At 65.8% G+C, this 26,597-nt stretch carries 24 protein-coding genes and 3 rRNA genes (1 of these 27 cut by a window edge); 7 read left to right on the plus strand and 20 right to left on the minus strand.

Going from position 1 to position 26,597, the window contains the following annotated elements; all coding sequences use genetic code 11:
• Positions 1-10 precede the first annotated feature (10 nt).
• Together K5K93_RS10860 and K5K93_RS10865 are read left to right on the plus strand one after the other, a co-directional pair.
• Complete coding sequence (locus tag K5K93_RS10860) at positions 11-511, plus strand: protein tyrosine phosphatase family protein (protein ID WP_093821014.1); 501 nt, start codon at positions 11-13, stop codon at positions 509-511.
• Positions 512-551: 40 nt separating this feature from the next.
• Positions 552-1,523 (plus strand): bile acid:sodium symporter family protein, encoded by a 972-nt coding sequence (locus K5K93_RS10865; RefSeq protein ID WP_093821016.1) that lies wholly within the window; start codon positions 552-554, stop codon positions 1,521-1,523.
• 93 nt (positions 1,524-1,616) lie between these two features.
• On the opposite strand, the gene K5K93_RS10870 is transcribed toward K5K93_RS10865, so the two are convergent.
• The 5 genes from K5K93_RS10870 to K5K93_RS10890 form a co-directional block, all read right to left on the minus strand.
• On the minus strand, positions 1,617-2,423 hold the full coding sequence (locus K5K93_RS10870; RefSeq protein WP_222387884.1) for a calcium-binding protein: 807 nt from the start codon (positions 2,421-2,423) through the stop codon (positions 1,617-1,619).
• Positions 2,424-2,519: 96 nt separating this feature from the next.
• Positions 2,520-3,413: a heme o synthase gene (cyoE, locus tag K5K93_RS10875; protein WP_033830169.1), complete on the minus strand. Its 894-nt coding sequence runs from the start codon at positions 3,411-3,413 to the stop codon at positions 2,520-2,522.
• Positions 3,414-3,417: 4 nt separating this feature from the next.
• Positions 3,418-4,581 (minus strand): COX15/CtaA family protein, encoded by a 1,164-nt coding sequence (locus K5K93_RS10880; RefSeq protein ID WP_222387885.1) that lies wholly within the window; start codon positions 4,579-4,581, stop codon positions 3,418-3,420.
• Between the two features lie 10 nt (positions 4,582-4,591).
• Positions 4,592-5,161: a hypothetical protein gene (locus K5K93_RS10885; RefSeq protein ID WP_033830168.1), complete on the minus strand. Its 570-nt coding sequence runs from the start codon at positions 5,159-5,161 to the stop codon at positions 4,592-4,594.
• 50 nt (positions 5,162-5,211) lie between these two features.
• The gene (locus tag K5K93_RS10890) at positions 5,212-5,928 is read right to left on the minus strand and encodes an SURF1 family protein (RefSeq protein ID WP_093821018.1); all 717 of its coding nucleotides are present in this window, start codon (positions 5,926-5,928) and stop codon (positions 5,212-5,214) included.
• Positions 5,929-5,985: 57 nt separating this feature from the next.
• Between K5K93_RS10890 and K5K93_RS10895 the strand changes: the two genes are divergently transcribed.
• The gene (locus tag K5K93_RS10895) at positions 5,986-6,204 is read left to right on the plus strand and encodes a twin transmembrane helix small protein (RefSeq protein WP_010484233.1); all 219 of its coding nucleotides are present in this window, start codon (positions 5,986-5,988) and stop codon (positions 6,202-6,204) included.
• Positions 6,205-6,257: 53 nt separating this feature from the next.
• Here K5K93_RS10895 and K5K93_RS10900 read toward each other — a convergent pair whose 3' ends face one another.
• From K5K93_RS10900 to K5K93_RS10925, 6 genes are all read right to left on the minus strand, one after another.
• Positions 6,258-7,133, minus strand: a complete 876-nt coding sequence (locus tag K5K93_RS10900) for a cytochrome c oxidase subunit 3 (protein WP_025878291.1) — start codon at positions 7,131-7,133, stop codon at positions 6,258-6,260.
• A 14-nt stretch (positions 7,134-7,147) separates the two neighbouring features.
• Complete coding sequence (locus K5K93_RS10905; protein WP_100461555.1) at positions 7,148-7,738, minus strand: cytochrome c oxidase assembly protein; 591 nt, start codon at positions 7,736-7,738, stop codon at positions 7,148-7,150.
• Positions 7,735-7,932: a hypothetical protein gene (locus K5K93_RS10910; RefSeq protein WP_093821020.1), complete on the minus strand. Its 198-nt coding sequence runs from the start codon at positions 7,930-7,932 to the stop codon at positions 7,735-7,737. The genes K5K93_RS10905 and K5K93_RS10910 overlap by 4 nt, the downstream gene beginning before the upstream one ends.
• A gap of 8 nt (positions 7,933-7,940) precedes the next feature.
• Positions 7,941-9,548, minus strand: coding sequence for a cytochrome c oxidase subunit I (ctaD, locus tag K5K93_RS10915; protein WP_025878294.1), 1,608 nt, complete (start codon positions 9,546-9,548; stop codon positions 7,941-7,943).
• A 61-nt stretch (positions 9,549-9,609) separates the two neighbouring features.
• A complete protein-coding gene (gene coxB, locus K5K93_RS10920; RefSeq protein ID WP_222387886.1) occupies positions 9,610-10,566 on the minus strand; it encodes a cytochrome c oxidase subunit II in 957 nt (318 codons plus the stop codon).
• Positions 10,567-10,577: 11 nt separating this feature from the next.
• On the minus strand, positions 10,578-11,054 hold the full coding sequence (locus K5K93_RS10925) for a DUF2244 domain-containing protein (RefSeq protein WP_093821024.1): 477 nt from the start codon (positions 11,052-11,054) through the stop codon (positions 10,578-10,580).
• Positions 11,055-11,327: 273 nt separating this feature from the next.
• Here K5K93_RS10925 and putA point away from each other — a divergent pair, with 273 nt between their 5' ends.
• Positions 11,328-14,546, plus strand: coding sequence for a bifunctional proline dehydrogenase/L-glutamate gamma-semialdehyde dehydrogenase PutA (gene putA, locus K5K93_RS10930; protein ID WP_222387887.1), 3,219 nt, complete (start codon positions 11,328-11,330; stop codon positions 14,544-14,546).
• Positions 14,547-14,635: 89 nt separating this feature from the next.
• On the opposite strand, the gene K5K93_RS10935 is transcribed toward putA, so the two are convergent.
• The 4 genes from K5K93_RS10935 to K5K93_RS10950 all read right to left on the minus strand — a co-directional run bounded on the left by K5K93_RS10935 (position 14,636) and on the right by K5K93_RS10950 (position 18,384).
• Positions 14,636-15,706 (minus strand): AAA family ATPase, encoded by a 1,071-nt coding sequence (locus K5K93_RS10935; RefSeq protein WP_222387888.1) that lies wholly within the window; start codon positions 15,704-15,706, stop codon positions 14,636-14,638.
• Positions 15,693-16,301 carry a nicotinamide riboside transporter PnuC gene (gene pnuC / locus K5K93_RS10940; protein WP_222387889.1) on the minus strand — a complete coding sequence of 203 codons (609 nt, stop codon included), beginning with the start codon at positions 16,299-16,301 and terminating at the stop codon, positions 15,693-15,695. Before pnuC ends, K5K93_RS10935 begins: the two co-directional genes overlap by 14 nt.
• 102 nt (positions 16,302-16,403) lie before the next feature.
• A complete protein-coding gene (locus tag K5K93_RS10945; RefSeq protein WP_222387890.1) occupies positions 16,404-16,847 on the minus strand; it encodes a hypothetical protein in 444 nt (147 codons plus the stop codon).
• Between the two features lie 109 nt (positions 16,848-16,956).
• Entirely contained in the window at positions 16,957-18,384 is a 1,428-nt protein-coding gene (locus K5K93_RS10950; RefSeq protein ID WP_025878303.1) for an outer membrane protein transport protein, read from the minus strand.
• Positions 18,385-18,612: 228 nt separating this feature from the next.
• Here K5K93_RS10950 and K5K93_RS10955 point away from each other — a divergent pair, with 228 nt between their 5' ends.
• Positions 18,613-19,305: a rhomboid family intramembrane serine protease gene (locus tag K5K93_RS10955; RefSeq protein ID WP_025878304.1), complete on the plus strand. Its 693-nt coding sequence runs from the start codon at positions 18,613-18,615 to the stop codon at positions 19,303-19,305.
• 86 nt (positions 19,306-19,391) lie between these two features.
• On the opposite strand, the gene K5K93_RS10960 is transcribed toward K5K93_RS10955, so the two are convergent.
• Both K5K93_RS10960 and K5K93_RS10965 read right to left on the minus strand, forming a co-directional pair.
• Positions 19,392-20,849, minus strand: coding sequence for a S41 family peptidase (locus K5K93_RS10960; RefSeq protein WP_140226252.1), 1,458 nt, complete (start codon positions 20,847-20,849; stop codon positions 19,392-19,394).
• Between the two features lie 107 nt (positions 20,850-20,956).
• Positions 20,957-22,186 carry a peptidoglycan DD-metalloendopeptidase family protein gene (locus K5K93_RS10965; protein ID WP_261311970.1) on the minus strand — a complete coding sequence of 410 codons (1,230 nt, stop codon included), beginning with the start codon at positions 22,184-22,186 and terminating at the stop codon, positions 20,957-20,959.
• A gap of 169 nt (positions 22,187-22,355) precedes the next feature.
• On the opposite strand from K5K93_RS10965, the gene K5K93_RS10970 reads away from it, so the two are divergent.
• Together K5K93_RS10970 and K5K93_RS10975 are read left to right on the plus strand one after the other, a co-directional pair.
• Positions 22,356-23,018 (plus strand): hypothetical protein, encoded by a 663-nt coding sequence (locus K5K93_RS10970; RefSeq protein ID WP_032975637.1) that lies wholly within the window; start codon positions 22,356-22,358, stop codon positions 23,016-23,018.
• Positions 23,019-23,096: 78 nt separating this feature from the next.
• Positions 23,097-24,812 carry a M28 family metallopeptidase gene (locus K5K93_RS10975; protein ID WP_222387892.1) on the plus strand — a complete coding sequence of 572 codons (1,716 nt, stop codon included), beginning with the start codon at positions 23,097-23,099 and terminating at the stop codon, positions 24,810-24,812.
• 215 nt (positions 24,813-25,027) lie between these two features.
• Here the strand turns inward: K5K93_RS10975 and rrf (K5K93_RS10980) are convergent.
• The 3 genes from rrf (K5K93_RS10980) to K5K93_RS10990 all read right to left on the minus strand — a co-directional run.
• Positions 25,028-25,142 (minus strand): 5S ribosomal RNA (gene rrf, locus K5K93_RS10980).
• A gap of 132 nt (positions 25,143-25,274) precedes the next feature.
• Positions 25,275-25,389 (minus strand): 5S ribosomal RNA (rrf, locus tag K5K93_RS10985).
• A 168-nt stretch (positions 25,390-25,557) separates the two neighbouring features.
• Positions 25,558-26,597 (minus strand): 23S ribosomal RNA (locus tag K5K93_RS10990); it runs 1,841 nt beyond the window's last position.

Raw genomic sequence — 26,597 nt, forward strand, 5'->3', positions numbered from 1 at the left:
CGGAGAGAGCATGCTGCTGCGCCTGACCTGCCTGCTGTTGTTGTCGCTCTGCCCGGTCCTGCCGGCCTGGGCTGCGGACCCTGTCCTTGCTGAAGTCCGCCCCGGCCTCTACGCCGGTGGCCAGCCCACGGCCGCGCAACTGCGCGAACTGGCTGCGCAAGGCGTGCGCACGGTGATCGACCTGCGCCAACCCGATGAAGATCGCGGCTTCGATGAAACACGCGAGGCCGAAGCGCTCGGCCTGCGCTATGTACGCATTCCTGTGGCCGGTGCCGAGGGCCTGGATGCCGCCAATGTGCGCGCCGTGCACCAGGCCCTGCAGCAGAGCCAGGGGCCGGTGCTGCTGCACTGCGCCTCCGGCAACCGCGCCGGTGCCGTGCTCGGCCTGGTCAACGCACGCTACGAACACGCCAGCCCGGAACAGGCGCTGCAACTGGGCCAGCGAGCCGGCCTGAAGTCGTTGGAAGCGGCCACCCGCGGGCGTCTGGCGATCCCTTCTCCCACCCCCTGATTCCCGGGGTAATCCCCCCGCACCAAGGAGCCCATCCACCATGACCCGCTGGTGGTCGCGCCTGCGACCGGACAACTTCACCCTCGCCCTGCTGTGCACCGTCGGCCTGGCCTCGCTGCTGCCGATGAAGGGCGCCGCCGCCCTGGTGCTCGACGATGTCACCACCGTCGCCATCGCCGCGCTGTTCTTCCTGCATGGCGCGCGCCTGCCGCGCGAATCGATCATCGGCGGCATGCTGCACTGGCGCCTGCACCTGACGATCCTCGCCTGCACCTTCATCCTGTTCCCGCTGCTGGGGCTGTTGTTCAAGCCGTTGTCCGGCTGGCTGCTGACGCCTGAGCTGTACCTGGGCGTGCTGTTCCTGTGCACCCTGCCCTCCACCGTGCAGTCGTCCATCGCGTTCACCTCGATGGCGCGCGGCAACGTGCCGGCGGCCGTGTGCAGTGCTTCGCTGTCGAGCATCCTCGGCGTGTTCCTCACGCCCCTGCTGCTGACCGCACTGGCCGGCACCTCCGGCGGCGTGCATGACCCGCTGCATGCCATCGGCGGCATCATGCTGCAGCTGCTGGTGCCGTTCGTGGCCGGCCACCTGCTGCGCCCGTGGATCGCCGGCTGGGTGGAGAAACAGCGCGCGCTGCTGCGCTACACCGACCAGGCCACGATTCTGCTGGTGGTGTACTCGGCGTTCGGCGAAGCGGTCACCGAGGGGTTGTGGAGCAAGACACCGCTGCTGTCGCTGTTGGCGGTGGCGGTGGTGGCGGCGGTACTGCTGGGCATCGCGATGCCGTTGATCACCTTCATCGCCCGCCGCCTGCGCTTCAACCGCGAAGACGAGATCGCCATCGTGTTCTGCGGATCAAAGAAGAGTCTGGCCACCGGCGTGCCTATCGCCAAGGTGCTGTTCGCTGGCGGCAGCCTCGGCGCGATCGTGCTGCCGGTGATGATCTATCACCAGATCCAGCTGATCGTCTGCGGCGTGATCGCGCAACGGTATGCCAAGCGCGCGCCCTGACCTGTGGAACAGCCATCCACGCATGGCGTGGATCTACTGCAGGTCGGGCCCACAAAAGTAGATCCACGCCATGCGTGGATGGTTTGCCTGACGCTACGGATCCACCAGCGTGCCGACGCTCAGCTCCGGCATCCACACCCACAGGTCGTACGGCCGTCCCGCATGGGCATCGACTCGCGGCCGCGTGGTCACCTGCTCTGGAAGTGACCGCGCCATGCAACTGCCCGCGCATCCCCACGCCTGACCACGCTGCGCGCCCAACCGTACGCTGTAGATCTCCAGGTCCCGCAGCTGGGAGGCCATCGGCTGCGTCTGCATTTCCGGCGGCACACCTTGCGGCCGCTGCAGCATGGCGTGCACGTTGCCGGTCAGCACCAGCATGCGTGCGACAGCCGGCAGGCGCCCGTACAGGCGCCGCAACTCGGCGGCCATGCCGTCATCGCGTGCCTGGTTGCCGCCCTTGCTGGCATTGACGTCATAGCCAACCACTTCGATTACACGCCCCTGCGACTTCAGCACGCGCAGGCTTTCGATCATCGCCAGCATGTCGCGGATGCGACGGCCATCGTGCTGGTCATCGCGCACGGTCCAGAACGCACGCCCGCGCAGCTGCTGGCGTGCCTGCTCTCCGCCATCGGAAGCCAGGTAATCGCGCAGCGTGGGGGTTTCCCCACGTGGCAGTTCCAGCGCCAGCACGACAGGGCCGTTGCGGCTGTAGTCGTCCACCAGCTGGCGCACCAGCAGCGGCGTTTCGCGTGTCCCGTGGAATTCGCCCAGTACCAGCAGGCGGTGGTCACCGGCGTGCTGCCGGATCTGCGCAGCGGTGTCGTCGGCGCGCGCACTGAGGGCCATGCCCAGCGCCAGCAGCAGCGCGGCGGTCCAGCGGAAGATCGAATGCATCCCTGCGCCTTCCTTTCCTTGGGGTCAGGAACAGCAATGGCGACGCGACAACCACAGTTCAAGTAGATCCACGCCATGCGTGGATGCCTAAGCCCGCTACAACCAGGGCAGGATCCAGTGATCCACCAGCAGGAAGGCGAACAGCGCCATCAGGTAGACGATGGAGTAACTGAACATCTTCATCGAGAACAGCTCGTCCGGCGGGTTGAGCATGCGCCAGGCGTACCAGAGGAACACGGCGTTGAGCACGATCGCCCCGCCCAGGTAGAACGCTCCGCTCATGCCAACCAGGTACGGCAGCAGGCAGACCAGCGCCAGCACCACCGAGTACGCCATGATCTGCTTGCGGGTGTGCACCACGCCATGGGTGACCGGCAGCATCGGGATTTCCGCCTTGGCGTAATCCTCGCGACGGAAGATCGCCAGCGCCCAGAAGTGCGGCGGCGTCCAGATGAAGATGATCAGCACCAGCAGCGACGAGTACGCCCAGTCCGACTGCCCTTGCATGCCGGTTACCGCCGCCCACCCCAGCATCGGCGGCATCGCACCGGCCAGACCACCGATGACGATGTTCTGCGAGGTCGCACGTTTCAGGTAGACGGTGTAGATCACCGCATAACCGATCAGCGAGGCGAAGGTCAGCACCGCGGTGATCCAGTTCACCCACAGCACCAGGATCGCCATCGACAGCACGATCAGCACGCCGGCGAATACCAGCACCTGCCACGGCTTGACCTTGCCCACCACCAGCGGACGCCACGAGGTGCGCGCCATCTGCGCGTCGATGTGCGCATCCAGCAGCTGGTTGATGGCTGCAGCGGCGGACGCGGCAAGCCAGATGCCGAGGAAGCCGAGCAGGCCGGCACGCACCTGCTCCCAGCTGGGCACGCCGGGAATGGCCAGGACCATGCCGACCAGGGCGGTGAAGACGATAAGGGCGACGACCTTGGGCTTGGTCAGGTCCCAGTACTGGCGATAGTTGGAAAACATGGGATCAGTCCGGGGCACGCAGGCGGGCCAGCAGGCTGACCAATACAAACAACAGGGCAACGGCAACGCCGTTGTGCGCCACTGCCACTTCCAGCGGCAGCGCCAGCTTCACGTTGAGGATGCCGAGGGTGACCTGCAGCACCAGCAGCGCGACTAGGGCCGAAGCCCAGCCGCGCATGCTCGGCAGCCGGAACAGGCGCAGGCCCAGCCACAGCAGGTAAACGGCAACGACGATGGCAAACAGGCGATGGGCCATCTGGATGGCGATGCGCGAGGCACCGTCGAGCACGCCGCCTTCGTAGTCCACACCGATACCGCGCCACAGGGTGAAACCCTCGGCGAAGTTGTGCTGCGGCCACCACTGGTTGGCGCAGCGCGGGAAGTTGTCCAGCGAGGCGCTGCCGCCGCCACACGCCAGCGCCGCGTAGTTGGCGCTGACCCAGCCACCCAGCGCGATCTGGGTGACCAGCACCGCCACGCCAATGCGCAGCAGCCACTTCAGCTTCGGCGCCTCGGCCAGGGTGATCGGCATGTGCGTGGCACGCCAGGCCATCCACACCAGCAGGCCGAACATCAGCATGCCGCCCAGCAGATGACCCATCACCACGATCGGCTTGAGCAACAGGGTCACCGTCCACATGCCCAGCAGCGCCTGGAAGATCACCACCGCCAACGTCAGCAGCGCAGCGCGCGCCAGGTCGATGTTGCTCCAGCGCAGCGCCGCGATCAGCAGGATGGCCTCGCCGACCAGCGCCAGCGCGCTGGCGGTTCCATGCCAGCCCATCATGTACAGCGGTATGCCCGCGGCCACCAGCACGCAGGCGGTGACCACCGCCGTGCTTCCGAAACGCCGCTTGCGTGTGGCCAGCAGGGCCAGGGTCAGGATCTCGATGCCGAGCGCGCCGGCCAGGAAGCGGTGCACCTGCTCACGCCAGGCCTTGTGTGTTTCCAGCGGACGGATATCCGCTGCCGGGTGGCCGATGGTCTCTTCCACGTGCTGCGGCCAGGTTGCCTGCCCATAGCAGGTCGGCCAGTCCGGGCAGCTCAGGCCGGCATCGGACAGGCGCACGAAGGCACCGAACATGATCGTGCTCGCGGTCATGATCATGGCGAACCACGCCAGGCGGTGGAAATTGCGGTGCAGCGCCGGACGCGCGGAAAGGCTCATCAAACGGGACTCACTTCAGTTTCAGCAACGTGGCCATGTCCTTGCGCAGGCCGCCGAGATCGCTCCCGGGGGCATGACGCATGATCACGAAGCCGTTCGGATCGATCACGTAGACCGGCAGGCCCGCCGGATCATCGACGCCAGGCAGCGCCGCGCGCAGGGCTGGCGACGGGGCCAGCGGCCGCAGCGCGGGCAGCGAGGCGATCGACGCCGGTGGCGTTCCCAGCCACAGGATCTCGACATTATCGGCGTTATGGCCGAACAGCTGCCACACCTTGCCCAGTCCCTGCGACAAAGTGACGCACTGCGCGTCGCAGGCACCGGCCGGGGCCACCAGCAGGCGCCACGTGCGCGCCTCGGGGTTCCAGGGGTAGGCCGCGCCATTGGCCAGCGTCGGCGGTTGCTGGCGCAGATCCACCGGCGGCTTCAGCAATTGCCCTGCATTGCGGTGCGCGGTTGGCTGCCAGCCGGAGAAACGCAGGAGGGCGGCCAGCGCCATCGCCCCGAAGAAAACGGCGAACAGCAGCACCAGGGTCCGGCGGCCGTTGCCGCGCGCCTGCGGGGAGGTAGCAGTGTTCATGCGGGGCATTTTCTCATGGTTGGGAAAGGGATGCCGGCCAGCGGCCGGCACTACCGGGCAACGGGCCGTCTTCTGCGCCATTCCAGTACCAGCGCCACCACCAGCACGGTCAACGCCAGCCCGAACCACTGCACGGCGTAACCCAGGTGGCGCTGCGGCGGCAGCGTGTTCGGCAGCAGGTCGAGATCGCGCTCATCGCCGAACGGCAGCGCCGGATCCAGTCGCAGCACGCGCTCGGGCAACGATGGCAGGCCCAGTGCCGCAGCCAGGCCATCGGCGGGAAGGCGACTGGCCAGCCAGCGCCCTGCAACATCGGTGGTAGTGAACGCCGGCCCCAGCGCCAGCCCGGACGAAGGGGGCGGCGCCAACAGGCCTCGCACGGCCACCGGCGACGGCGGTGCCGGCACCACCGGCAACCTGCGGTCCGGCGGCAGCGCGCGCCAGCCAAGGTCCACCAGCAACACGCTGCCCGCATCGCTGCGGAACGGACGATAGATCTTCACTCCGGCGCGGCCGTGGCGGGTCTGGTTGTCCAGCAGCACCACGCCCGGCAGGAAGCGACCGTGATCGGCCACGCCATGCAGCGCGCCCTGCGCCGCCAGCGCCTGCGCCAACGGCAGCGCCTGCGCCACGGCTGGCCCCTGTGCATCCAGCAACGCCTGCTTGGCCTGCATCCGCTGCAGCTGCCACAGCCCCAGCGCGGTGAATCCGGCCATCGCCAGCAACGCCATCAGCCAGCCGATCATGCGCGTGTGCTGGCGCATCATGACAAGTCCGCGCAAACGCGGTCAGATAGGCACATCCACCCTGCCCTCGAGCCGCGCATGAGTGATTCGCTGAAGACCCTGCTGGTAATCGCGTTTCTGATCGTCATCGTCTGGAATCTGGGCGCCGGCCTGTATTACCTGCTGGTGGACCGCGGCCAGACCAAGCGCACGGTCAATGCACTGACCCGCCGCATCGGAGTGTCGGTGGCGTTGATCGTACTGGTGATCGTGAGCATCTACATGGGCTGGATCAAACCGCACGGCATCGGCGGCTGACGCCCCATCAGACCAGGCAGCGCCGGCGGCTGACGCTGCCGACGCCTGCGCGGTCAAAGCACGTAGACGAACAGGAACAGCATCAGCCACACCACGTCGACGAAGTGCCAGTACCACGCGGCCGCTTCAAAGCCGAAATGGTTGTCGCGGGTGAAGTGTCCCTTCGCCGACCGCAGCCACATCACGATCAGCATGATCGTTCCCAGCAGCACGTGTGCGCCGTGGAAGCCGGTCAGCATGAAGAAGGTCGAACCGTAGATGCCCGAGCCGAGCGTCAGGTTCAATTCCTTGTAGGCGTGGATGTACTCCTCGGCCTGCAGGGTCAGGAAGCCCAGGCCGAGCAGCACGGTCAGGCCCAGCCAGATCAACAGCTGGCGGCGGTTGCCCGCCTTCAGCGCATGGTGGGCGATGGTCAGGGTCACGCCCGAGGTCAGCAGGATCAGCGTATTGATCAGCGGCAGGCCCCAGGCCGGGATCGTCTGGAACGCGCCACCGATCGCTGCCGGGCCATTGGTCGGCCAGCCGGCCGAGTAGCCCTGCCACAGCAGCTCGTTGGTCATCACCCCGCGCCCTTCGCCGCTCAACCACGACAGGCCGAGGTGGCGGGTGTAGAACAGGGCACCGAAGAAGGCACCGAAGAACATCACTTCGGAGAAGATGAACCAGACCATCCCCATCCGGAACGAACCATCCACCTGCCGGTTGTAGTTGCCGGCCTGCGACTCGCGCACCACATCGCTGAACCACCAGAACAGGGTCAGCACCAGCATCGCCACGCCGATGTAGAAGGTCCAGCGGCCCCAGCTGGCGTCATTGAGCCAACTGGCCACGCCGACCATGGTCACCATCATCGCGATGGAACCGACGAACGGCCACTTGCTCTGGGCCGGGACGAAGTACACGTTGGCGTCGGTAGGTGTCTGGGCCATGGTCGGTATCCGGGTCAGGGAGCAGCGTGGGCGCCTTCCGACGTGGCGGCGGGCGCCAGCCGATCGGACAACGCATCGTTGCGGTAGAAGGTGTAGGACAAGGTGATCGTGCGGATTTCCGGCGGCAGGTCCGGATCGACGATGAAGCGCACCGGCATGTCACGCTTCTCGCCGGCCTGCAGGGTCTGCGCAGTGAAGCAGAAGCACTCGGTCTTGCTGAAGAACCCGGAGGCGCGTGCCGGCGCCACCGACGGCACCGCGCTGCCGACCACGGCCTGCTGGCTGTCGTTGCGGGCGAAGTACAGCGCCTCGTTGAGCTCGCCAGGCACCACATCCATGGTCAGCTGCTCGGGATGGAACGACCACGGCAGCCGCGAATTGACGCCACCATCGAATTCCACCCGCACGGTGCGCTTGCCGCTGGCAGCACCGGTACTGGCTTCGCTGCCCGGGCCACGCTCCAGGCGCACGCCGAATACCTTCTCGCAGGCGATGCGATACAGCGGTACCAGCGAGAACGTCAGCAGGAACACCACCACCGCAACGCCGATCAGGCGCGGCAGGCCGGCGCTGCGTGACGGAGCGGTGGCCGGTGTTTCGCTCATCGACCGATCACGCCACTGAGGATGAAGCCGACGTAGACCAGTACGGCGATCGCGCCCACCCACAACGCGGTGCGCTTGGCGCGCTGGCGCTGCTCCGCATAAAGCGGCGCGGTGCCTGGCCGCTGGCCTGCCGATGCGCTTGCGGCCAGGCGTGGCTCGGCTCTGGCCGGGGTGATCGGGCTCTCGTTATGCATGCATCACCTCAATGACCGATATCGTCGTGGGCCAGGTCACCCGGGCGGATGGTCGGCGGCGTGGTGAAGGTGTGCGCCGGTGCCGGCGACGGCAGCGTCCACTCCAGACCGCGCGCGCCTTCCCAGGAGCGGGCCTCGGCCTTCTCGCCATTGCGCAGCGAGGACAGCAGGATCGCAGCCATCATGAACGGCGTGGCGAACATGCCGAACGCACCGATCGAGCTGATCAGGTTCCAGTCGGCGAACGCCACCGAGTAATCGGGGATGCGGCGCGGCATGCCGGCCAGGCCCAGGAAATGCTGCGGGAAGAACAGCAGGTTGACGAACACGATCGACCACCAGAAGTGCACCTTGGCCCACTTCTCGCTGTACATGCGCCCGGTCCACTTCGGCCACCAGTAGTACACCGCCGCGATCAGCGCGAACACCGCGCCGGTCACCAGCACGTAGTGGAAGTGGGCGACCACGAAGTAGGTGTCGTGATACTGGAAGTCGGCGGCCACGATCGCCAGCATCAGGCCGGAGAACCCGCCGATGGTGAACAGGATGACGAACGCCACCGACCACAGCATGGGGGCTTCGAACGTGAGCGAGCCGCGCCACATCGTGCTGACCCAGTTGAACACCTTCACCCCGGTCGGGATCGAGATCAGCATGGTGGCGAACATGAAGTAGATCTCGCCGCCCAGCGGCATGCCCACGGTGAACATGTGGTGGGCCCAGACGATGAACGACAGGAACGCGATCGCCGCAGTGGCGTAGACCATCGCCTGGTAGCCGAACAGCGGCTTGCGGCTGAAGGTCGGGATGATCTCGCTGACCACGCCGAAGGCGGGCAGGATCATGATGTAGACCTCGGGATGGCCGAAGAACCAGAAGATGTGCTGGAACATCACTGGGTCACCACCACCGGCCGCATTGAAGAAGCTGGTGCCGAAGAACTTGTCGGTCAGCAGCATCGTCACCGCACCGGCCAGCACCGGCATCACCGCAATCAGCAGGAACGCGGTGATCAGCCAGGCCCAGCAGAAGATCGGCATTTTCAGCAGGTCGATGCCGGGCGCGCGCATGTTCAGCACCGTGGCGATGATGTTGATCGCGCCCATGATCGAACTGATGCCGGCCACGTGGATGGCGAACACGGTGAACGCCACGTTGTAGCCGCCCTGCAGCGACAGCGGCGGGTACAGCGTCCAGCCACCGGCTGGCGCACCACCGGGCAGCAGGAAGGTCAGCAGCAGCAGGCTGAAGGCCACCGGCAGCAGCCAGAACGACCAGTTGTTCATGCGCGGCAGCGCCATGTCCGGCGCGCCGATCTGCAGTGGGATCATCCAGTTGGCCAGGCCGACGAAGGCCGGCATCACCCCGCCGAAGATCATCACCAGCGCGTGTACGGTGGTCAGCTGGTTGAAGATTTCCGGACGGATGTACTGGATGCCGGGCTGGGCCAGTTCCAGCCGGATCAGCACGCTCATGAACGCGCCGATGACGAACATGATGAAGCTGAAACCCAGGTACAGCGTGCCGATGTCCTTGTGGTTGGTCGAGAAGAACCAACGCTCGAAGAAGCTCTGCGGGTGATGGTGATCGTCGTGCCCAACTGCCGAGTGCGCCATTGCAAAACACCTCTCAGGATCGGTTGTCGCCGCAGCCGCGATACGGCCGCGGGCAGTTACATCAGGCTCCGCTGACCGCCGCCGCAGGCGCGTTGCCGGCCTCGGCGGCTGCCGGTGCCGCCGGCTGCGCCGGCGTTGCACTGGCAGGTGCGGTGGGTTCGGCGGGCGCGGCAGGGGCTGCCGGTGCAGGCGCCGGTTTGCGTTGCGCCAGCCACTGCTTGAATTCTTCCTTGGACACCGCCTCGACCACGATCGGCATGAAGCCATGGTCCTTGCCGCACAGCTCCGCGCACTGGCCGCGGTAGACACCGGGCTGCTCGATGCTGGTCCAGGCTTCGTTGATGAAGCCGGGAATGGCGTCCTGCTTCCAGCCCAGCGCCGGCACCCACCAGGCGTGGATCACATCGTCGGAGGTGATGACGAAGCGCACCTTGGTGTCCACCGGCAGCACCAGCCGGTTGTCGACATCCAGCAGGTAGTGCGGATGGCTCTCGCGGGTCGGTACCTTGCCACTCTGCCGCATGCGGTCGGACTCGCGGTCCAGGCGGCTGGTGAAGGTCACGTTCTCGCCCAGGTACTCGTACTTCCACATCCACTGGTAGCCGGTGACCTTGACCGTCATCTCGGCATCGCGGGTGTCGTACATCTTGATCAGGTTGGCCGTGGCCGGCCACGCCATCACCACCAGGATGATCACCGGGATCACCGTCCAGATGACTTCGGCCTTGGTGTTGTGGCTGAAGGTGGCAGCGACCGCGCCCTTGGACTTGCGGAACTTGAACATCGCGTAGGCCATCGCGCCGAACACGATCACGCCGATCACCGTACAGACGATCAGCGAAAGGTTGTTCGATTCCCAGGCCAGGCGCGAGGTCTGGGTCACCCCCTTGCCCATGTTCAACTGCCACGGTTTTGGATCGGCCGCCTGGGCCAGCGCCGTCCCCGGCATCGACAGCAGGGCCCCCATCGCGGCGGCCATTGCAACGCACTTCGTGCCCCACCCTCTGCTTTGCTTCATTGCCTAGACCCTTAGCGTCGTCGGTTGCCGCCATCGCTGGCGGCGAGCAAATCTTCAAGCGTTTCAACAAGCGTTTGACGTTCGGCCGGCGCGAGGAAACTCCCCACCTCCACCTGCCGGCCGCTGGATGCCAGCCGGACCCTCGCATCGTCGGTGAGCAGGCGCACCCAGTGCGGATGAGCCCGGAACACCGGCGATCCACCGGGCACGGGGATGACCTCCACGCACGCCGGCACTACCCGGATTTCCTCCTGCCGTTCACCACTGCGCCACAACGCGCGCAACGCAGCTGCCAGCAACAGGCTGTACAGCAGCGCGAACAGGGGGGCGAATGCATTGCCGGCCACCCACCCGAAGGCGGACACCAGCCACATCACTCCCGACAACACAGCAAACAACAGGACGAACTGCCGGGCATCGAGCGCCCGTGGGGGACGCAGTCGCAGCTGCGTACCTGACCCATCCGGAGCTGTAAGCACCTCGATCATGTCGCAACCGCGTTCCTGCCGCGGGAAACGTCTCGATGGTAGCCCTGCCCTCTCGCCGGTAGCAAGGGTGCATTCACACTTTTTCCGATGCTGCAATACAGCATGAGCCCAGCGGCACGAATGACGAATTCGGCACAAAACGGCCCGACTTTGCTGAACACGCTGAATCCACCACCGCTAGGGGCTATCAGCATTCATGAAGGTGGCTGCGCGGGCCTTCCTGAAGTCAAAAAAATGATTAAAATCGCCAAGTTTTCCACTGGCCGGACCGGCATGAACGCACCCTCCTCTCCCATTGCCGCCAGCGACGTTCCGCGTCACTCGGCGCTGCTGTCGCCGGAACTGCCGGCGTCCCCCAACCCGTTCCGCCAGGCCATCACCGATGGTTGGCTGAAGGACGAGGCCAGCCATGTGCGCGAACTGCTGGCGCAGGCGCGCCTGCCGGCCGACGAGCAGGCCAAGGTGCAGGCGCTGGCCGCCGACCTGGTCGCCCGGGTGCGTGTGCGCGCCAAGGACCAGGGCGCGATCGAAGCCTTCATGCGCCAGTACGACCTGGGCAGCGAGGAAGGCGTGCTGCTGATGTGCGTGGCCGAGGCGCTGCTGCGCATTCCGGACCAGGAGACCGCCGACAAGCTTATCCGCGACAAGCTGGCCGATGCCGACTGGGAAAAACACCTGGGCGGCAGCGACTCGGTGCTGGTCAACGCCTCCACCTGGGGCCTGATGCTGACCGGCAAGCTGGTGCAGATGAACGACGCCACCCGCGCCGATGCGCCCAGCGCGTTCAAGCGTCTGGTCGGCCGCGTTGGTGAGCCGGTGGTACGCCTGGCCGTGCGCCAGGCGATGAAGATCATGGGCCACCAGTTCGTCATGGGCCGCACCATCGGCGAAGCGCTGGCACGCTCGCACAAGGGCGACAGCGCCAGCTACCGCTACTCGTTCGACATGCTCGGCGAAGGCGCGCTGACCATGAAGGACGCCCTGCGTTACCTGGAAGACTACCGTCGTGCGATCCACGCCATCGGTGGTGACCACAAGTCGCGCGGTGGCCGTGCCGATGGCGACGTCAACAACGCACCGGGCATCTCGATCAAGCTGTCGGCGCTGTACCCGCGCTACGAGCACGCCAAGCGCGCGCGCGTGCTGAAAGACCTGGTGCCGGGCGTGCTGGAACTGGCGCAGCTGGCCAAGAGCTACGGCATCGGCTGCACCGTCGACGCCGAAGAGTCCGATCGCCTGGAACTGTCGCTGGACATCATCGAGCAGGTGTTCGGCGATGCCTCGCTGGCCGGCTGGGATGGCTTCGGCGTGGTCGTGCAGGCTTACCAGAAGCGTACGCCGTACACGATCGACCACCTGGCCGACATGGCGCGCCGCGCCGGTCGTCGCCTGCAGGTGCGCCTGGTCAAGGGCGCCTACTGGGACGCCGAGATCAAGCGCGCGCAGATCGAAGGCTATGCCGGCTACCCGGTGTTCACCCGCAAGCAGAACACCGACGTGTCCTACCTGGCGTGTGCCAAGCGTCTGTTTACCCATGCCGACGCGATCTACCCGATGTTCGCCACGCACAACGCACACACCATCGCCGCAGTGCGCAGCATCGCCAACGGTGGCGTCTACGAGCACCAGAAGCTGCACGGCATGGGCGATGACCTGTACGCCGAAGTAGTGCCGGCCGATCGCCTTGGCCTGCCCTGCCGCGTGTACGCGCCGGTCGGTTCGCATGAAGACCTGCTGCCGTACCTGGTGCGTCGCCTGCTGGAAAACGGCGCCAACTCCAGCTTCGTCAACCGCATCACCGACGAGCGCGTGCCGATCGCCGACCTGGTCCGCGATCCGGTCGAGATGGTGTCCTCGTTCGAATCGATTCCGCATCCCAAGATCCCGCTGCCGGTTGACCTGCTGCGCAGCCAGAACCACGACAGGAAGAACTCCATGGGCGCCAACCTCGCCAACGACAACGAACTGCGCGCCCTGGCCGAGCAGCTCAACGCTGCAGTGAAGCCCTGGCAGGCCGCACCGCTGGTGCCGGGCGCGAACCCGACCGGTGCCTCGCTGCCGGTGACCAACCCGGCCGACACCCGTGAAGTGGTCGGCCAGTGGCAGGCCGCCGATGCCGCCACCGTGCAGAAGGCGCTGGCCAATGCCGTGGCTGCGCAGCCGGGCTGGAACCGCACCCCAGCCGCCAGCCGCGCCGCCATCCTCGAGCACGCCGCCGACCAGCTGGAAGCGCGCATGCCCGAGTTCATGGCGCTGTGCGTGAAGGAAGCCGGCAAGAGCCTGCCCGACGGCATCGCCGAAGTGCGCGAAGCGGTGGACTTCCTGCGCTACTACGCCAAGCAGGCACGCGAGCAGTTCAGCCACGCCGAGAAGCTGCCCAGCCCGACCGGCGAATCCAACGAACTGCAGCTGCATGGCCGTGGCGTGTTCGTCTGCATCAGCCCGTGGAACTTCCCGCTGGCGATCTTCCTGGGCCAGGTGGCTGCCGCACTGGCCGCCGGCAACAGCGTGATCGCCAAGCCGGCCGAGCAGACCAACCTGATCGGCTACTACGCAGTGAAGCTGCTGCACGATGCCGGCGTGCCGGCTGACGTGCTGCAGTACCTGCCGGGCGATGGCGCCACCGTCGGTGCTGCGCTGACCGCCGACCCGCGCGTGGCCGGCGTGGCCTTCACCGGCTCCACCGACACCGCCCGTGCGATCAACCGCGCGATGGCTGCACGTGACGCCGCCATCGGCGTGCTGATCGCCGAAACCGGCGGCCAGAACGCCTTCATCGCCGACTCCTCGGCACTGCCGGAACAGCTGGTCAAGGACGCCATCGGTTCGGCCTTCACCTCGGCCGGCCAGCGCTGCTCGGCCGCGCGCGTGCTGTTCGTGCAGGACGACATCGCCGACAAGGTGATGACCATGCTGGCCGGTGCGATGAAGGAACTGAAGGTCGGCAACCCCGGCCTGCTGTCCACCGACGTCGGCCCGGTGATCGACGCCGATGCACTGAAGATCCTGCAGGACCACGCCGTGCGCATGGACCGCGAAGCGCGCCTGATCGCTGCGGCCGAACTGTCCGCCGAAGCGGCCAACGGCACCTTCTTCGCACCGCGTGCGTACGAACTGAAGGACCTGGGCCAGCTGCAGAAGGAAATCTTCGGGCCGGTCCTGCACGTGATCCGCTGGAAGGGCGACCAGCTCGACGCGGTGATCGACCAGATCAACGCCACCGGCTATGGCCTGACCTTGGGCGTGCATTCGCGCATCGACGAAACCGTCGACCGCATCAGCAACGGGGTCCACGTCGGCAACGTCTACGTCAACCGCAACCAGATCGGTGCGGTGGTCGGCGTGCAGCCGTTCGGCGGCCAGGGCCTGTCCGGCACCGGCCCCAAGGCCGGCGGCCCGCACTACCTGCTGCGCTTCGCCACCGAAAAGACGGTGACGGTGAACACCACCGCTGCCGGCGGCAATGCCTCGCTGCTGACCCTGGGCGACTGATCCCGGGCGTCATGCAGTAAACGAAAAACCCCGCGAAAGCGGGGTTTTTTGATGGCGGGGCGAATGCGAAGCTGCCAACCCCTGGCAGCTCATTCCGCCACCACACTGAATCGGTTGTCCGCACGCCTCACCAATTCCTCCAGCACCCGCGCGATACGCATCTCCAGGTCGCCTTCCAGCAACACATACGCCATTCCTCGCGCCTGCAACTGCTGCAGATACCACGCGTGTTGGCGCATGCGGAACTCCTCGCCCACACGCGTTCCATCCGGCTCGAACGGGATATCCGGGGCGCACAGGAACAGCAGGTCGTACGCACGCGCCGCAGCCCGCTGCAGTGGTTCGGGCGCCGTGCCGAACATCCAGCCGCTGTAGCCCAGCGTCACCAACGGCGTGGTATCGCAGAACAACCAGCGATGCGCATGTTGCGCAGCCTGGTGCTCGTGCTGCGGCTGGGTCGCAGCGATACGCAGCAGATCCTGCGCCTGCAACTCGCCGCCCTGCTGCTCCCACAACGTACGCCCGAACTCCGGCACCCATGCCGTACCCAGGCGTTCGGCCAGCACCCGCGCCAGCGTGCTCTTGCCCGTGGACTCACCGCCGATGAAGGCCACCCGCTGCACATGGTCGGCGTAGACCGACCGGCTCAGGCCCTGTCGATGCGCATGCGGATCGACGCGCAGTTCGGTACCACTGGCCTGACCGATGTCGGTCGAACGCTCCAGCCGATGGTGCTGCACCGTCGCATTGAAATGCTGCGCCAGGGCTGCAGCGAAACCATCGCCGTAGTCTTCACCGGTGAAAACAGCCTGCACCGGTCCGCCAAACAACGCCACGCACAGCCATGCGGTGAACGCGCGTTGCACCTGCTCACTGTCCTTGTCCTGCGGCAGCGCACGTGCGGGAACGCCCTGCTGCCTGCACAACGCCGCCAGCCGCGCATCATCCAGCACCGCCACCGTCGCCTGCGGAAAGCGCGCGCGCAGCCAGCGCTCGCGGCGCTCTGCGCTGTAGCCGGCAAAGCCCGGCTGCGACCAGCCGATCACCAGCAGCTGGGTGCAGCGGGCAGAAGCAAATTCGATCAGGCGCTCGTGGCCGAGGTGGAGCGGGCAGAACTTGCCGACCACCAACCCGCGCGGTACCCGCTCAGGCAATGCCATCGGCCGCCCTGCCCGTATCCGCTTCAGCGCGCATCAGGTGCCGCCAGTGACGCAGCGCCACCAGCGCGTTGATCCAGAAACCGACGTACAGGATCGAGGTCAGGTGCAGCCCGCGGCTGTAGTACAGCGGCACCGCGATGGTGTTGACCAGCAGCCACACCCACCACGATTCCAGCTTGCGCCGCATCATCAGGAACTGTGCGATCACGCTCAGCACCAGCACCGCCGAGTCGATGTAGGGCGCATACGCATTGGTCAGCCGGGTCAGCATCCAGCCGTAACCGAAGGTCGCCAGCACCGCCAACGGCAGCAGCCAGCTCCACGCGCGTGCTGGCAAGCGGGTTATGGGCAATGGCGCGCCATGGTCACCACGCAGCCACTGCCACCAGCCGAACACGCTGATGACCACGAAGAAGAACTGCAGGACCATGTCCGCGTACAGGTGCGAGCGCTCGAACACGGCGGCGAACAACGCGCAGCCGACGATGCCCAGCCACCACGTATGCACGTTGTTGCGGCCGGCCAGCAGGATCGAGCCGGCAACGGCGATGTTGGCAGCCAGCTCCAGCTGGAAATTCGGGTCGGACAGGTTCATCGCGCTATTGTCGCGTAGATCCGCGCCCCGCGTGGATGGCTCCAGTAGATCCACGCCATGCGTGGATGGCTCCAGTAGATCCACGCCATGCGTGGATGGAAATCAAGCGCGCACGCGCACCAGCAGCCGCCGGGGCCCTGCGCTACCCCAGCGGCCCAGTTGATGATGCGGCGCCAGCAAAGGCGCGAGCCAATCCGGTGCTTCGATATCCCAGGTCACGCCATCGAACGGATGCGGCCAAGGCGTTCCCTGCGGATTGGGCGAATGCAGGAACAGCGCGCTCTGGCTGCTATCCGGCGCCAACACCACCCAGCACTGGGTGTCCTGCCGCCTGCAGGCCACCGCGCGCTCGAGCAGCCGCAGCAACGCGGCGGCAACGGCGGTGCGATCACTGCCATGGCGATTGCCACGCCCCTTCCAGTCCAGGTGGGTATGCCAGTAGTCGAACCATTCCGATGCGAGCGCATCCTGCAGCGCCACGGTGGCCCTGGCCTCTTCGGCGGCCCAGTAGCGGGTCATCTTCTTCAGGTATCGGCGATCGGCCATCAGGCCATTGTCGCGTAGATCCACGCCATGCGTGGATGCAGATCCCCGGAAAAAAGAAAGCCCCGCTTGCGCGGGGCCTCCTTCGTACTGCTTCAGGCAATCGCCGGAATCAGAACTTGTACTGCATCGACGCAGCCAGCACGTCGCCGGTGACCTTGTACTTGCCGACAACGTTGTTGGCGGTAGCGGAGGTCGAGTTGATGTTCGGATCCTTGGTGAACAGGTGGGTGTAGCCCACGCTGTATTCCATCTTCTCCGACGGCGCCCAGGTCAGGCCCAGCGACAGCCACTTGCGGGTGGTATCCGGCACGCGGACGTCACGGTGGGCGTCGGTGGTCGGGGTCTGGTCATAGGCCAGACCGCCACGCAGGGTCAGCTGCTCGTTCAGACGGTACTCGGTACCGATCGAAGCGAAGGTGGTGTCGCGGTAGTGGAACGGCAGCACGCTGTCGGGCTGGTTGGAGTCGTAGTCGACGCGCACTTCGTCGAACTTGCTCCATGCGGTGCGCGACACGTCGGCCATGATCTTCCACTGGTCGTTCACGCGGTGCGTGAAGCTGACGGTGGCGCTGGCCGGCAGGGTGATGGTCGCGCGGCCATTGCTGTCGACGAAGGTGCCCGGGGCAGCCTGCGCCAGGAACGCGGCAGCAGCCGGGGTCATGGTGAAGTCGGCCTTGCCGTCGGTGATCTTGTGTTCGACTTCCGAGCGGTAGCTGAAGGCGATGTTGGTGCCTTCCACCGGGCTGACGGTCATGCCCAGGGTGTAGCCGACGGACACTTCGTCGCCCTTGATGCGCAGGTAACCATCAGCGGTACCCGGCGAGAAGCCGAGCTGTGCGGCCTGGCGGCCAGCGGCCTGGGCAGCGGCCTGGGCCTGTGCCGGGGTGCGGCCAGCGGCCAGTGCAGCGGCGGCAGCGCGCTGCTGGGCGCTGGCGTTGATGGCGGTGCCGCCGTCGACGGCGCTGGTCAGGTCGACATTCAGGCGCTCGGCGAACACCGACGCACCGAACGACAGGTACGGATTGACGTCGTAGGAGAAGGCCGCACCCAGGTCGATGGCCTGCAGTTCGGTCTTGACGCCGTTGTAGCGGCCGACCCAGTCACGGTCGTATTCGGTCTTGAAGCCGAACGGCACGGTCAGCGACACGCCGAAGTGCATGTTGTCCTTCTCGCCGAACGGCACGTGGAAGTACGCGGCCGGAACCGGAGCGATCATGCCGGCGTCGCCGCCGTTGCCGCCGGAAATCGGAGCGCCGTTGGCATAGCGGCCTTCGCCGCGGAACTTGGCGCCGAAGCTGATGGCGCTGACGTCACCCTGGATCTGGGTGCCTTCCAGCAGGCGCATCGAGGCCGGGTTGGTGGCGACCACCGAGGCATCGCCTTCGGCAGAGGTGGAACCAGCGAAGGCGCGGCCCAGGCCCTTGGCGCTGTTTTCCTTCAGCTGGAAGGCGGCGGCATTGGCGTCGGCGGCGGCCAGCGCACCGGCAACGCCGACGGCCAGCAGGGTCAGGCGGGCAATGGTGGAAGCAGTTTGCATCGTAGTTCTCTCTCTCCGGTAAGCGGTGATGGTGCTCTGAGTGCGCCTGCGCCCGACAGGCCGGATGGCCTTTCGAAGCGCGCCGGATTCCCCTCCCGACATACGACGCCGTATGCGAGTATTACCCAGAGCCGTTAATGAAACAATAACAGCGCTGGCGCTTTCTTCGTCGCAAAAGCTGAACAGGCCCCCTCCCCGCCAAAAGCGCCCGCACGCTAGGCTAGTGCCATGTTTGTCTCCCTCCCCTCGCGCAAGAAGGCGACCCTGCGCTGGGCTACACCCGTGCTGTTTGCGGCACTGTGGCTGGCATTCCTGTGGTCGATCTCGCGCCCGGACGACGCCCGCGGAAGCCTGTGGCTGGACTGGGGCGCCCTGTCCACCGGCCTGACCCACCCGCTGGACTGGTGGGCAACGCTGCAGGACGGCAGCGTGCTGCGCCTGTTCACCGCCCTGTTCCTGCACGCCGACTGGTCGCACCTGCTGGGCAACCTGGTGTTCCTGCTGATCTTCGGCCTGCCGGCCGAGCGGGTGCTGGGCCCGTGGCGGTTGCTGCTGCTGTTCCTGGTGGGCGGGGCGATCTCCAACCTGGTCGCGATCTACACCATGGGCAGCCCGGACCAGATCATCATCGGCGCCAGCGGTGCGGTGTCGGCGCTGATCGGTGCCTATCTGGCGCTGTTCCCCGGCGCGCGCCTGGGCGTGGTGATCCCGCTGGGGCTGTTCCTGGAGTTCGTGCGCGCCCCGGCCTATCTGCTGATCGGTGTGTGGGCGGCGCTGCAGGTGGTGTTCGCCTACATCGGCCCGACCTTCGGCATGGTCGCCTGGTGGGCGCACATCGGGGGCTTCGTGTTCGGCGTGGTGTACGGCATGTACGTGCGCGCAGCGATCGCGCGGCGTCTGCGCAAGCGGCACGGGTTCTAGCGTCGGCTTGCTGCATTCTGCGAAACGCCCGAGCCATGCTCGGGCGGTGTCCGCTCATCAGTCGAGCATGGCTCGACGCTACGCAATCAAGGCTTGGCCGGGATCTCTGCAGGCTTGGCTTCGGGCTTGGCTTCGGGCTTTGCTTCAGCCTTGGGCTCCGCCTTCGGTGCCGGCTTGGCGGCGGCCTTTGCTGCCCTGTCCGCTTCGGCCTTCGCAGCTTCTGCCTTCAAGCGCGCCGCAACCGAACCCGGGTTCTTCAGTTCGGCCAGTGCATCGTTGATAGGGCCATCGCCCGGCAACACGGCGCCTGCGTGATAGCCCTCGGTGCCTTCCTCGTCACCGCGCAGGTGGCCCGGCAGCGTCGCTTCACTGTAGTCACTCAGGCTGGCCGGCAATGCCTCGTCTTCCGGACGCGGTGCTGCCTTCAGTTCCACTTCCGGCACGATACCGGTGGCCTGGATCGATTTACCGCTGGGTGTATAGTAGCGCGCCGTGGTCAGCTTCACCGAATCGCCGTTGTCCAGCGGCAGCACGGTCTGCACCGAGCCCTTGCCGAAGGTGCGGCTGCCGATCACGCGCGCGCGCTTGTTGTCGCGCAGTGCGCCGGCCAGCACTTCCGATGCACTGGCCGAACCGGCATCGACCAGCACCACCACTGGCGCGCCCTTCAGCAGGTCGCCCGGGGTTGCGTCGAAGCGTGCATCGCTGATGCTGATGCGGCCGCGGGTGCTGACGATGTTGCCCTTGTCGAGCAGATCATCGGCCACCTGCACCGCAGCGGTCAGCAGACCACCCGGATTGCTGCGCAGATCCAGCACCAGCCCCTTGAGGTTGCCGCCGGACTGCTTCTGCAGCTGCTGCAGGTGCTTCTGGAAATCAGAACCGGTGTCGGCCTGGAACGTGCTCAGGCGGATGTAGCCATAACCCGGTTCCAGCAGGCGGCTGCGCACGCTGGTCACGCGGATCGTCTGCCGGGTCAGGCTGACGTCGAAGGGCTTGGGCTTGCCGTCGCGGACGATGGTCAGCACTACCTTGCTGCCGGCCGGGCCGCGCAGCGGTTCGCTGGCATCGATCGCGCTGATCGGCTTGCCATCGATGGCGATGATCAGGTCGCCGGCGAGGATGCCGGCCTTGGCCGCTGGCGTGTCGTCGATCGGCGAGATCACCTTCATGCTGGCGTTGTCCGGCTGCTGCTGCAGCTCCACGCCGATGCCTTCATAGGCGCCATTGGCCTGTTCGTCGAACGCCTCGGCATCTTCCTTGTTGAAGTAGGTGCTGTGCGGATCGAGGTCGAGCAGCAGGCCACGCACAGCCGACTGCATCAGCTTGTTGTCATCGACCGGATCGACGTAGGCCGCGCGCACCGCGTTGTAGACGGCCACGAAGCGCCGGATGTCGTCCAGCGGCACCTTCGAGGTCACCGCCTCCTCGCTGCTCGCCGCTTTCCCGGGAGTTTCCTTCAACGGGACGGGGGCGGTCTGCTGTGCCCAGGACAGGGCCGGCAACAGAGCCAGCAAGAGGGTGGCGGTACGGGCTGCGCGCATGGATCACTCCTGTCGACGATGGCATCGTGCCCAAGGCACATGCACCGATTATGCGCGAAGCGTGGCTAAATTCCCGTTGAATCCGCCCTGCTGCGGCCAGGCGGAATTCAGCGCCGCTGCAGCCAGCTGTCCGGATTGACCGGTTGCCCGCCGCGGCGCAGTTCGAAGTACAGCGCCGTCACGCCCTGGCCACCGGAGTTACCGACCTTGGCCACTGCATCGCCACGGCTGACCCGCGCACCGGCATCTTTCAGCAGGGTGTCGTTGTGCGCGTACAGGCTCATGTAGCCGTTGCCATGGTCGACGATCAGGATCATGCCGTAGCCGGTCATCCAATCGGAGAACACCACCGTACCGTCGGCCACAGCGGTGACGGTGCTTCCGGCGGGGGCGCCGATCAACACGCCACTGCTGGTACGGCCATCCGGCAGCTTGCCGCCATAGCGGGCCAGCAGATTGCCCGACAGTGGCCAGCCCAGGCCACCCACCTTGGGCGCTGGTGCGGAGGCCACGGCCGGCGGAATCTTGGTTGCCGGTGCCGGGCGGCCTTCGGCCTTGGCCTGGCGTGCGGCCTTTTCGGCAGCGGCCTTCTCCGCAGCGGCTTTGCGGGCGGCGGCACGGCGCTCGGCCTCGGCGCGGGCCGCGGCAGCGCGCAGGTTGGCCAGCAGGGTTTCCAGCGCCTTGGCGTCCTGGCCCAGTGCCTGCTCCTTCTCGCGCTTGTCCTTGAAGCGCTCTTCCAGCGAAGCGACGGTCTGCGCACGCTCGCGCCGGTCCGATGCGAGCGTGGCGACCTGCTGCTTCTGCTCGCGGTGAGTGCCCTGCAACTGCTGTTGGCGCTGGGCGATCTGCGCCTGCAGCGTCTCCAGTTCCTTGAGGTCGGCCGTCAGCGTGGTGATGCGCTGCGCGCGCTCGCGCTGCAGGTAGCGGTGATAGGCCAGCGCACGGTTGGCATCGGCCACCGTGTCCTGCGAAAGCAGCAGCTTCAACGGCGCGTGGTTGCCAAGCTGGTAGGCCGCGCGCAGCAGTCCGGCCAGTTCGCGATTCTGCTTTTCCAGGTTGGACTGCAGTGCATTGCGCCGCTGTTCGGCCTGGACCAGCGCCTGGGTCTGCTCGCGCAGCGCCGATTCGGTCTGGGCCAGCGCACGACCACTGCGTGCCACCTTTTCATCGGCCTCGCGCAGCTGCTGCGACGCCTGTCCGCGCTGGCCCTCGATCTGCCGGCGCTCCTGCGCCACGCCCTTCAGTTCGGTGCGCAGCTTCTGCAGCTTGCGTTCGGCCTCGCGGGCCGAAGAGGTCTGTGCCGCACCCGGCAATGGCAGCGCCAGGGCCAGCGCCATTCCCAGCAACAGGCAACGTCCACCGCGCAGGGTGGCGATGTGATGCCGGCGTGAGGGGAAGACGTTGTTGCGCAAGGGCTTTCCAGTGACTTCAGGCAGATGCGGAGACGTGCAGGGAATGGTGACATCTCCGCACGCGGCCTGCCAGCCGCACAACAACGAGGTTCTCATGAAAGCTCTCTCCATTCCGCTGCTGTTGGGCATTGCGCTGGCCAGTGGCCCGGCCTGGGCCCAAGCAGACGTGAGCAAGGTCAACGGCAGCATCAGCGCCGATCCGGGCCAGCGCTACGGCAAGCTGGACACCGTCAATGGTGGCATCCGTGTCGGCGAAGGCGTGGAAACCGGCAGCATCGACACCGTCAACGGCGGCGTCAAGGTCGCCGATCGTGCGCGCACAGGCAGCATCGAGACCGTCAACGGCGGCATCCGCCTCGGCCGCGAAGTAACGGCACATGGGGATGTCAGCACGGTCAACGGCAGCATTTTCAGCGACCAGGGCAGCCAGATCGAAGGCGGCGTGGAAACCGTCAACGGCGGCATCGGCCTGGTCGGCAGCCGCGTGCGCAAGGACGTGGAGACCGTCAACGGCGACATCACCGTCGGCATCGGCTCACAGGTCGGCGGTGGCGTGCATGTGCGCAAGCCGAACTTCAGCGTCTCGCTGACGGCCAGTCGCAAGCCGCGGGTCATCATCGGGCCGAATGCCGTGGTCAACGGCAGCCTGCTGTTCGAGCGCGAGGTGGTGCTGTACGTCCACCGCAGTGCGCGGATCGGCCCGGTCACCGGCGCCGATCCGATCCCCTTCGATACCGATACCGCCCCGGCCGACTGAGCCTGCGGCTTGGGCGATACTCCCCGCTACCGGTCGCGCGTGCTGCGTGGCCGTCCCTTGTGTTTCCAGGAACCGATGATGCCCCGCAAACTCCTCCTGTGCCTGGCCGCCGCGGCCGCGCTCAGCGCCTGCAAAGGCGAAGACACCCCGGCTCCGGCGCCCAGCGCCGACAGCGCCGCCAAGCCGGCCACGCACACCTTCTCAGCGGCGATCAACGCCGCCGACTTCGCCGAGATGGTGAAGACCCTGGCCTCTGACGAGTTCGAAGGCCGCTCGCCCGGCAGCAAGGGCGAAGAACTGACGGTCAACTACATCCGCGACCAGATGCAGCGCATCGGCCTGCAGCCCGGCAACGGCGACAGCTGGTTCCAGGACGTGCCGATGACCGAGACCACGGCCGATGAATCGACCGTGCTCACCCTCACCCAGGGCGGCAAGACCCGCGAACTGAAGTTCGGCACCGACATGGTGGTGGGCACCCGTACCGGCCAGACAGAGGTGAAGCTCGATGCCAGCGACCTCGTATTCGTCGGCTACGGCGTGGATGCACCGGAGCAGAAGTGGAACGATTACGCCGGCCAGGACTGGAAGGGCAAGACGGTGGTCATGTTCGTCAACGACCCGGGCTTCCATGTCAATGATGAAAAGCTGTTCGACGGCAAGCGCATGACCTATTACGGCCGCTGGACCTACAAGTTCGAGGAAGCTGCGCGCAAGGGAGCTGCTGCCGCGCTGATCGTGCATGACACCGCGGGCGCTTCGTACGGTTGGGACGTGGTGAAGAACTCCTGGGCCGGCCCGCAGTACGACCTGCCGGCCAAGGACGATGCAGAGCCGCGCCTGCCGGTACAGGGCTGGTTGAGCGCCGACGCGGCCAAGGCCCTGTTCGCCGGCGCCGGGCTGGATCTGGACCAGGCCTACAAGGACGCCAGCAAGCCCGGCTTCAAGCCGGTACCGCTGAAGGCAACCGCTTCGGTGGACCTGAAGAGCAAGGTCGCGCAGAAGCAGTCGCGCAACGTGGTGGGCGTGCTGCCTGGCAGCAAGCGTGCCGATGAGGCCGTGCTGTACATGGCGCACTGGGACCACCTCGGCAAGCATGAGGGCGAACAGGGCGACAACATCTACAACGGTGCCGTCGACAACGCGACCGGCGTGGCCGGCATTCTCGAGGTGGCCGAAGCGATGGCCCATCAGGAACCGAAGCCGGAACGTTCGGTGGTGTTCCTGGCGGTGACCCTGGAAGAATCCGGCCTGCTGGGTTCGAAGTACTACGTCGCCCACCCGACCTTCCCACTGGACAAGATCGCCGGTGTCATCAACATCGATGCGATGTCGGTGGCCGGTCGTGCCAAGGACGTGACCGTGACCGGCTTCGGCAGTTCGGAGCTGGAAGACATCCTCAAGCCGCTGGCTGCAGCCCAGGATCGCACCCTGCACGGCGAGACCTCGGTGCAGAGCGGCTTCTACTTCCGTTCGGATCACTTCAACTTCGCCAAGGCGGGTGTGCCGGCGCTGTATGCCGACGGCGGGGAAGACCTGCGCGACGGCGGTGCCGAGGCCGGTCGCAAGGCGGCCGCCGACTACGGCTCCAACCGTTACCACGGCCCGAAGGATGAGTATGACCCGGCCACCTGGAAGCTGGATGGCACGGTCGAGGACCTGCAGCTGATGTACGGCGTCGGCAAGGAACTGGCCGGCGGTGATCGTTGGCCCAACTGGTACGAAGGCAATCCGTTCAAGGCTGCCCGCGACACGATGATGAAGGCCAAGGCACCGGCCGCTGCGGCGAAGTAAGTCCGCCAGCCGTTGAGTGCCAAAGAAAGCGGCGCCCTTGGGCGCCGCTTTTTTGTGCGTGAGTGCTGGGACCCGGTAGGGCCGGCCGCTGGCCGGCTGGCACGTACAGCCGCGTGATGTTCATGAGGTTGCCGGCCAGCGGCCGGCACTACCCTCGGTTTCTCGCGCACAAAGAAAAACCCCGCTGCGTGAGCAGCGGGGTTTTTGGATGTAAACCCTGGCGATGACCTACTCTCGCATGGCTTAGGCCACACTACCATCGGCGCAGCTACGTTTCACTTCCGAGTTCGGGATGGGATCGGGTGGTTCCATAGCGCTAATTTCACCAGGGAGACGGTTGCAGCAGCGCTTGCAGCGCCAGCTCGCGTACTTGCCCTTGGGGCGGAAGGAACTCAAGAAAGCAGAGCCTTCACTTAATAGAAAAAACCCCGCTGCGTGAGCAGCGGGGTTTTTGGGTATAAACCCTGGCGATGACCTACTCTCGCATGGCTTAGGCCACACTACCATCGGCGCAGCTACGTTTCACTTCCGAGTTCGGGATGGGATCGGGTGGTTCCATAGCGCTAATTTCACCAGGGAGGCGGTTGGAGTGTCGCCTAGGCGTCGTGTCCTTGCAGGGGCTGGCATGGTGATGCCTGCGTTGCAAAGAGACGCGCCTGAGCGCCTGCCTCTCGTTTGGTCTTGTGACGTAGCGTGCACTTGGATCTATCGACATGTCATGTCGGCCAAGGCAACTTGAGGTTATATGGTCAAGCCTCTCGGATCATTAGTATCAGTTAGCTCAATACATTGCTGTACTTACACACCTGACCTATCAACCACGTAGTCTACATGGTTCCTTCAGGGGGCTTGTGCCCCGGGAGATCTCATCTTGAGGCGCGCTTCCCGCTTAGATGCTTTCAGCGGTTATCGCTTCCGAACATAGCTACCCGGCAATGCCACTGGCGTGACAACCGGAACACCAGAGGTTCGTCCACTCCGGTCCTCTCGTACTAGGAGCAGCCCCTCTCAAATCTCCAACGCCCATGGCAGATAGGGACCGAACTGTCTCACGACGTTCTGAACCCAGCTCGCGTACCACTTTAAATGGCGAACAGCCATACCCTTGGGACCGACTACAGCCCCAGGATGTGATGAGCCGACATCGAGGTGCCAAACACCGCCGTCGATATGAACTCTTGGGCGGTATCAGCCTGTTATCCCCGGAGTACCTTTTATCCGTTGAGCGATGGCCCTTCCATACAGAACCACCGGATCACTAAGTCCTAGTTTCCTACCTGCTTGATCCGTCGATCTTGCAGTCAAGCACGCTTATGCCTTTGCACACAGTGCGCGATGTCCGACCGCGCTGAGCGTACCTTCGAGCTCCTCCGTTACTCTTTAGGAGGAGACCGCCCCAGTCAAACTACCCACCATACACGGTCCCCGACCCAGATAATGGGCCCAGGTTAGAACGTCAAGCACGACAGGGTGGTATTTCAAGGATGGCTCCACCACAGCTAGCGCCATGGTTTCATAGCCTCCCACCTATCCTACACAGACGAACTCAACGTTCAGTGTAAAGCTATAGTAAAGGTTCACGGGGTCTTTCCGTCTTGCCACGGGAACGCTGCATCTTCACAGCGATTTCAATTTCACTGAGTCTCGGGTGGAGACAGCGCCGCTGTCGTTACGCCATTCGTGCAGGTCGGAACTTACCCGACAAGGAATTTCGCTACCTTAGGACCGTTATAGTTACGGCCGCCGTTTACTGGGGCTTCGATCAAGAGCTTCGCCTTGCGGCTG

Origin of the sequence: Stenotrophomonas sp. DR822 (assembly GCF_019793815.1) — a bacterium.
In the GTDB taxonomy this organism is placed as follows: Bacteria; Pseudomonadota; Gammaproteobacteria; order Xanthomonadales; family Xanthomonadaceae; genus Stenotrophomonas; species Stenotrophomonas indicatrix.

Excerpts from the sequence above, each read along its gene's own strand:
- K5K93_RS10860 (WP_093821014.1), top strand. The coding sequence starts at position 11 with ATGCTGCTGCGCCTGACCTGCCTGCTGTTGTTGTCGCTCTGCCCGGTC.
- K5K93_RS10865 (WP_093821016.1), top strand. The coding sequence starts at position 552 with ATGACCCGCTGGTGGTCGCGCCTGCGACCGGACAACTTCACCCTCGCC.
- K5K93_RS10870 (WP_222387884.1), bottom strand. The coding sequence starts at position 2,423 with ATGCATTCGATCTTCCGCTGGACCGCCGCGCTGCTGCTGGCGCTGGGC.
- cyoE (WP_033830169.1), bottom strand. The coding sequence starts at position 3,413 with ATGTTTTCCAACTATCGCCAGTACTGGGACCTGACCAAGCCCAAGGTC.
- K5K93_RS10880 (WP_222387885.1), bottom strand. The coding sequence starts at position 4,581 with ATGAGCCTTTCCGCGCGTCCGGCGCTGCACCGCAATTTCCACCGCCTG.
- K5K93_RS10885 (WP_033830168.1), bottom strand. The coding sequence starts at position 5,161 with ATGAACACTGCTACCTCCCCGCAGGCGCGCGGCAACGGCCGCCGGACC.
- K5K93_RS10890 (WP_093821018.1), bottom strand. The coding sequence starts at position 5,928 with ATGATGCGCCAGCACACGCGCATGATCGGCTGGCTGATGGCGTTGCTG.
- K5K93_RS10895 (WP_010484233.1), top strand. The coding sequence starts at position 5,986 with ATGAGTGATTCGCTGAAGACCCTGCTGGTAATCGCGTTTCTGATCGTC.
- K5K93_RS10900 (WP_025878291.1), bottom strand. The coding sequence starts at position 7,133 with ATGGCCCAGACACCTACCGACGCCAACGTGTACTTCGTCCCGGCCCAG.
- K5K93_RS10905 (WP_100461555.1), bottom strand. The coding sequence starts at position 7,738 with ATGAGCGAAACACCGGCCACCGCTCCGTCACGCAGCGCCGGCCTGCCG.
- K5K93_RS10910 (WP_093821020.1), bottom strand. The coding sequence starts at position 7,932 with ATGCATAACGAGAGCCCGATCACCCCGGCCAGAGCCGAGCCACGCCTG.
- ctaD (WP_025878294.1), bottom strand. The coding sequence starts at position 9,548 with ATGGCGCACTCGGCAGTTGGGCACGACGATCACCATCACCCGCAGAGC.
- coxB (WP_222387886.1), bottom strand. The coding sequence starts at position 10,566 with ATGAAGCAAAGCAGAGGGTGGGGCACGAAGTGCGTTGCAATGGCCGCC.
- K5K93_RS10925 (WP_093821024.1), bottom strand. The coding sequence starts at position 11,054 with ATGATCGAGGTGCTTACAGCTCCGGATGGGTCAGGTACGCAGCTGCGA.
- putA (WP_222387887.1), top strand. The coding sequence starts at position 11,328 with ATGAACGCACCCTCCTCTCCCATTGCCGCCAGCGACGTTCCGCGTCAC.
- K5K93_RS10935 (WP_222387888.1), bottom strand. The coding sequence starts at position 15,706 with ATGGCATTGCCTGAGCGGGTACCGCGCGGGTTGGTGGTCGGCAAGTTC.
- pnuC (WP_222387889.1), bottom strand. The coding sequence starts at position 16,301 with ATGAACCTGTCCGACCCGAATTTCCAGCTGGAGCTGGCTGCCAACATC.
- K5K93_RS10945 (WP_222387890.1), bottom strand. The coding sequence starts at position 16,847 with ATGGCCGATCGCCGATACCTGAAGAAGATGACCCGCTACTGGGCCGCC.
- K5K93_RS10950 (WP_025878303.1), bottom strand. The coding sequence starts at position 18,384 with ATGCAAACTGCTTCCACCATTGCCCGCCTGACCCTGCTGGCCGTCGGC.
- K5K93_RS10955 (WP_025878304.1), top strand. The coding sequence starts at position 18,613 with ATGTTTGTCTCCCTCCCCTCGCGCAAGAAGGCGACCCTGCGCTGGGCT.
- K5K93_RS10960 (WP_140226252.1), bottom strand. The coding sequence starts at position 20,849 with ATGCGCGCAGCCCGTACCGCCACCCTCTTGCTGGCTCTGTTGCCGGCC.
- K5K93_RS10965 (WP_261311970.1), bottom strand. The coding sequence starts at position 22,186 with ATGGCGCTGGCCCTGGCGCTGCCATTGCCGGGTGCGGCACAGACCTCT.
- K5K93_RS10970 (WP_032975637.1), top strand. The coding sequence starts at position 22,356 with ATGAAAGCTCTCTCCATTCCGCTGCTGTTGGGCATTGCGCTGGCCAGT.
- K5K93_RS10975 (WP_222387892.1), top strand. The coding sequence starts at position 23,097 with ATGCCCCGCAAACTCCTCCTGTGCCTGGCCGCCGCGGCCGCGCTCAGC.